Source organism: bacterium, from assembly GCA_021372775.1.
Lineage (GTDB): Bacteria > Acidobacteriota > Polarisedimenticolia > J045 > J045 > JAJFTU01.
Window position 1 is genome coordinate 1 of the sequence record JAJFTU010000116.1, and the last position, 5,694, is coordinate 5,694.

The 5,694-nt window shown below is 70.3% G+C and carries 5 protein-coding genes; 1 reads left to right on the forward strand and 4 read right to left on the reverse strand.

The genetic code is table 11. The features are described 5' to 3' along the window. The 3 genes from LLG88_04065 to LLG88_04075 form a co-directional block, all read right to left on the reverse strand. The coding region (locus LLG88_04065) for a YhbY family RNA-binding protein (GenBank protein ID MCE5246082.1) at positions 1-186 on the reverse strand (186 nt) is incomplete at its 3' end. Then, the gene (locus LLG88_04070) at positions 183-2,027 is read right to left on the reverse strand and encodes a sulfatase-like hydrolase/transferase (protein MCE5246083.1); all 1,845 of its coding nucleotides are present in this window, start codon (positions 2,025-2,027) and stop codon (positions 183-185) included. The genes LLG88_04070 and LLG88_04065, both read right to left, overlap by 4 nt. After that, positions 2,027-3,718: a VWA domain-containing protein gene (locus LLG88_04075; GenBank protein ID MCE5246084.1), complete on the reverse strand. Its 1,692-nt coding sequence runs from the start codon at positions 3,716-3,718 to the stop codon at positions 2,027-2,029. The genes LLG88_04070 and LLG88_04075 overlap by 1 nt, the downstream gene beginning before the upstream one ends. A 124-nt stretch (positions 3,719-3,842) precedes the next feature. Here LLG88_04075 and LLG88_04080 point away from each other — a divergent pair, with 124 nt between their 5' ends. Further along, positions 3,843-5,123 (forward strand): tetratricopeptide repeat protein, encoded by a 1,281-nt coding sequence (locus LLG88_04080; protein ID MCE5246085.1) that lies wholly within the window; start codon positions 3,843-3,845, stop codon positions 5,121-5,123. A 90-nt stretch (positions 5,124-5,213) separates the two neighbouring features. Here the strand turns inward: LLG88_04080 and LLG88_04085 are convergent. After that, the coding region (locus LLG88_04085; protein ID MCE5246086.1) for a tetratricopeptide repeat protein at positions 5,214-5,694 on the reverse strand (481 nt) is incomplete at its 5' end.

Sequence of the window (5,694 nt, forward strand, 5' to 3'; positions counted from 1 at the left end):
CGGGCAGCCGCCGCCGACCCGGACCTTGATCGCCTCGCGGGCGGCGAGCGCCTGCTCCGCCGACGCGACCAGCGCCTCGTCCACGCCGTTCTTCCCGACCTGGACCGCGGGGCGTTCGCCGTGGAGCGCGGCGCGGATCTCGCGCCGCTCCTTGCCGCCCGTCGTGTGCCGCACCGGACCGATCATCGTCCCTCCGGCAGCGCGCCGAGCAGCCCGCGCGCCGTGTCGTCCCCGGGCGCCCGCCGCAGGTAGTCGGTCAGGAGCCCGCGCGCCTCGCCGACGCGGCCGTGGTCGGTCAGCAGGACCGCCAAGCGCAGCGCAGCGCCGCCGAAGAGCGGGTTCGCCGCCAGCGCCGCGCGGTAGTCGGCCTCCGCGCCGGCGGCGTCGTTCAGGTTTTCGCGGGCCGCGCCGCGCAGCATCAGCGCCTCGGCGTCGCGCGGAGACTGCCGCAGGTGACGCTCGAACGCCGCCAGAGCCGGCCGCCACTGCCGCCTGACGACGAGGAGCCGTCCTCGCTCGAGCTGCAGCCCCGGCATGTCGTCGTTCCCCGGCGGAATCCGGCGGAGTTCCGCTTCCGCGTCGTCGGTGCGTCCGACCATGCGCAGCGCGACGGCCCGTTCGAGATGCAGGCCGGGCGCGTCCCCCTCGAGCATCAACTTGTCGAGCAGCGGCAAAGCCTTGAGCGGCTCCCCCTTCTCGAGCCAGCGCGCGGCCTCCGTGTACAGCAGGTACGCTTGGAGCTTGTCCTTCGGATCGGCGAGAGTTCCGCCGGCCGAGGACGGATCGACGAAGCCGACGTAACCCAAGCTCTGAAGCTGCGGGTCGATCGGAGCGCCGGGAGCGACATTCGGCAGTCCCGTCCCCCCCCGCTGCCTCGCGATGAAGCCGCCGAGGTCGCCGGCCTCCGCCGCGCGTTCCTTGAGTTGGTTGACCGTCTCGCGCGGATCGCGGTCCAAGTCGAAGAGTTCCGCCCGCGGAGAGTCGATGAACTTGAAGCGGCCGTCGGAGGCGCCGTACATCGGACTCCACCCGTAGTTCCGCCAAGGAAGTTCGGTCTCGAAGTAGGCGCGGCGCGCGGGATCCTGCTTGCCGTCGAAGGCGAGCGGGGCGCCGTCGAGCCCCGCGGTCGCGGGAACATCGAGCAGCTTGAGAAGCGTCGGGTACAGATCGACCGTCTGCGCGGGACCGGGAAGGACTTTCCCGCGCGGAACCCGCGGACCGGAGAGGATCAGCGGCACGCGCAGCGTCGGCTCGTACAGCAGGAAGCCGTGGGTCGCCTCACCGTGCTCGCCGAGCCCTTCGCCGTGGTCGCCGACGACGACGATCAACAGCGACTCGTCGCCGAGCTTCTTCCGCAACTCGCGCTCCAGCCGCGCCAAAGCCGAATCGGCGTAGGCGATTTCCCCTTGGTAGGGATCCGCCGCGTACCGCTCCCTGAACGGCGACGGCGGCTCGTACGGATCGTGCGGATCGTAGATGTGAACCCAAAGGAAGAGGCGCTTCCCGCCGCGCTGGTCGGCAAGCCGCAGCGCGGCGTCCACGACCGCGTCGGCCGGCCGTTCGACGCCGCCGCGGTTGCGCGCGTCGGCGAGTTCGTCGTCGTAGGCGTCGAAGCCGCGGCGGGTCGCGAACTGGCCGGCCACGGGAAAGCCGCCGATCGCCGCGGCGGCGAAAAAGCCCTGCCCGGCGAGCGCCTCGGCCAGCGGGCGCGCCGTCTCCTTCATCTCCCGCTGACCGTTGGTGTGCACGCCGTTGTGAGGCGGGTACAACCCGGTGAGGATCGCCACGTGCGACGGCAGCGTCACCGGAACCTGCGAATACGCGCGCTCCCAGCGCGCGCCGTCGGCGGCGAGGCGATCCAGCCACGGCGTGCCGGCGCCGGAGCGTCCGTAGCAGCCAAGGTGATCGGCGCGCGTCGTGTCGAGGGTGATCAGCAGCAAGTGCCGCGCCGGAGCGGCGGGACGCGCGCAGCCGCAGAACAGCGCGGCGACGGCGGCGAGGCCCAAGACGGCAAGGCGAAGACGCATCACTTCTCGATCCTTGCGGTGAAGACGGCGCGGGCGCCGGTCGCGGAGTCGGTGGCCGTGAGCGCGACCCGCAGGTCGCCGCAAGGAACGATCAGCCGCTGCTCGACCGTCGGATCGACGAAGGCATCGCCCCCCATCTTGGCGTCGCGACTCGCATTGAAGAAGCGGTAATCGACGAAGGCCGGCTCTTCGACCCCGTCCACCAGCAGTTCCGTGTACACGGAGAAGTTGGCGGAGAGCGCGCCCTTGATCTCCTCGAACGCCAAGCGCGAGCGGTCGAGACGCAGCCGCACGAGCAACTGCCGGCGATCGCCCTCGCAGCCGCTCTTTTCCGTCGTCAACTCGCCGGTCAGCGCCATCTGGATCACCCGGCGCGGCACGTCGCGCGCGGCCGTCACGTCCAGTCCGCGCCGCTGCGGCTTGACTCTGATCTTGTGGGTCCGTATCCCGACGTCCTGCCCGCGGGGGTAGAAGCCGACGGTGTAGAGTCCGCTCGCGGCCTTGACCGTCTCGCCGAGCGAAACGCCGATGTCCGCCGACCGCAGCAGTTTGCCGCCCGTGCGCGCCGCCAGTTCCGCGACCCCCTGGATCAGGTTGGCCTCGCTGTTGCGGTAGATGTCGATCTGGCTCTTGTTGTTGACTTCCGACAGCGCTTGCCCTTGGCGCGCCGAAATCGCCCCGAATCGCCCGAAGTTCGCACCGGGGCAGATGGAAAAGACGGAAACGCGCGCCGAGGCCGCGGCCTCCGCAAAGCGGGTCCAGGACCGGTCGCCGCTGGCGAGAGGCGCATGGTTGATCATCTGGCTCGCCGTCTGTTCGCCCATCGCCATCGCGGCCGCGTCGTTGGCCTCCGCCGTGGCATCGCGCGGGATACCGTCGCTGAACAGCACCAAGACCTTCACCGCCGGAATCGGCGCGATCGCCCGGACGAGCGTCGTCAAGGCGGAGAGGTAGATGTCCTGCGTGCGGCGGTTCTCGTACTCCCACTGCGACGCCTGCTTGGTCACGCAGGTCCACGCGTAGGACGTGTTCTTGCACCGCCCCATCGCGTCCACCAAGTCGTCCAAGGCGCCGACCCGGTCTTCCAGCGAGTTCTTCATGTCGCCCGCGACGGCGTTGATCGCCGCCGTGAGCTGCCCGTGGTCGGACGTGAAGGTCTGGACCATCTTCAGCTTGCCGGTGAAGTTCGCCACGGCGACGCGGTCCCGCGGCCGCAGCTTCTGCTCCACGAACTCCAGCGCCGCCTTGATGGCGAGGTTCCGGGTGCGGAGCGACGTGTTGTAGGTGTCGAAAAACAGCACGATGTAGCGGCCCCGCTCTCGCTCCGGCAGCGCCGCCTCCCCCGCCGCAGCCGGGGCCGCCGGGGCCGCCGCCGCTTCTTGCGCCGCCCGTCCGCCCTTCCGCACCGTGACCTGCGCCGGCAACGGCGCCGCGTAGGGCTCCACGAACGCGACCCGCTGCTCTTCCCCGTCGTCGAAGACGCGGAGGTCCTCCGGCTTCAGGTCGGTGACCGGCTCCCCGGCCTTGTCCGTCGCCAGCACGTTGAACTGAACCAATTCGACCCGCACCGTTTCGGTTATGTCCGTCGGGAGGGGGTCTTCCTGGGCCCGGGCGGGGAGCGCCGCCGAGAGGAGAAGGAGAGCGACAAGGGCGACCGCCGCGCGGCGGCCGGACACGGTCTTCGGCCTCATGGCGGAGACTCTACACCACGCCGCCGGCCCCGGCCGAAAAGTGCGTCCGAGCGGTTCGCGCCGCGGCAGGGCCGCGGTCTAAAATTTCCCCGGCCCCATTCTTCGCAAACCAAAGGAGGCGCTCGTGTTCAAACGCGCAGGATTGTTCGCCGCGGCGGCCGCCGTCGCCGCGTTCGCGGCCCCGGCGGTCCACGCCCAGATGATCTCGGTCAGCGGCAAGGTCACGCTGAAGGACGGCGGGCCGCTCGCCGACGTCCAAATCGTCGCCCAAGGATCCAAGGAAGGCGGCGGAACCCGCAAGACCAAGACCGAAAAGGACGGCTCCTACAAGCTGCCGTTCCTCAAGTTCGGCGTCTTCCAGATCACGGCCCACAAGGAGGGCCTGATCATGTACACGATCTCCTACGAGATCAAGACCCGCGCCGGCCAGCCGATCACCAAGAACGCCGGCGAATTGGGTCCGAAGCAGGAGATGCCGCCGGTCCGGCTCGACGCCAACACGGTCAGCACGTTCGACTTCGTGATGGTGCCGGAGAACTTCTACGCCGGCGTCCTCACCGGCCCCGAGGCCGAACAGTTGAACGGGATGATCAACGACGCCAACCGGCTCACGCAGGACGGCAAGTTCAGCGAGTCGAACGCCCTCGTCGATCAGGTCCTGGCCAAGATTCCCAAGGCGCTCGGCCCGCTGTACCTGAAGGGGATCAACGAAGCCGGGCTCAAGAACTGGGACTCCGCCGAGAAGTACCTCAAGCTCGCGACCGAGGCCGATCCGAAGTTCGTCGGCCCGCGCGGCGCCTTGGCCGACGTCTGCTACCGCAAGGGGGACAAGCAGCAGGCCCTCAACTGGTACGACGAGGAACTCAAGGTCGCGCCGGACTCGGTCCCGGTGATGCTCAACCGCGCCGCCCTGCTGGACGAGATGGCTCGCAAGGACGACGCCCTCGCCGCGTATCAGGCGGTTCTCGAGAAGGCGCCGACCGAGGCCGCGGCCTACACGTCCATCGCCACGATCTACACCGACAAGGGACAGGAAGACAAGGCGATCGAAATCCTCCAGAAGATGGAGCAGGTGGCCAAGCCGGACGCCAAGGCTTGGTTCAACATCGGCGCGAGCTTCTCCAACGCGGACAAGCTGGAGCGCGCCGAGCAGGCCTACCGGAAGGCGCTCGAGCTCGACCCGAGCCTGGCCGAAGCCAACCGCGAGATGGGCTACATCGCTCTCCGCAAGGGCGACAACGCCACCGCGGTCACGCTCCTCGAGAACTACCTCGGCAGCCGGCCGAACGCCGACGACGCCGCGGCGACCAAGACCCTGATCGAGAAGGCCAAGGGCGCGGTCGCGGCCCCGGCCGCGCCCGCGCCGGAGCCGAAGCCCGCCAAGAAGCCGGCGGGCCGCAAGTAGGCAGCCGCGCGCGAATCCCGAAAACCAAGAAGCGGCGGGGCCCTCGGGGCTCCGCCGCTTCTCTTGTCAAGTGGCCCGTGCGGGCCCCCGTCAGCGCCCGACCGATCGCCGTTCGGCGTCCCGAGCCTCGTCGGCGCGCCCCAGCTTCGCCAGCGCGACAGCGTAGAGCCCCCACCCCTGCGCATACGCCGGCCGCGTCTCCGTCAGCCGCCGCAGCAGCGGCGCCGCCTCCGCCGGGCGATCCATGAACAGCAGCAGATTCCCGTACCGCTCGAGCGCCGGCGGGAAGTCCGGCGCGATCGCCAGCGCCCGCCGGTAGTCCGACTCGGCCTCGCCGAGCCGACGCCGCGTCTCGGCGACGATCGCCCCGCCGATCCACCCGCCGGCGCGGTCCTCAGGCAGCTCCGCCGTCTCCCGCGCCCGCGCGAAAAGGGCGTCCGCGTCGTCGATCCGTCCGTGGTGCACGAGGATCTGCCCGAGCATCAGCGCCGGACGCCCCGCGCTCGGGTCGAGCGCCAGCGCCCGCGCGAACGCCTCGGCCGCGTCCTTGTCCCGCCCCAGCCGCAGCAAC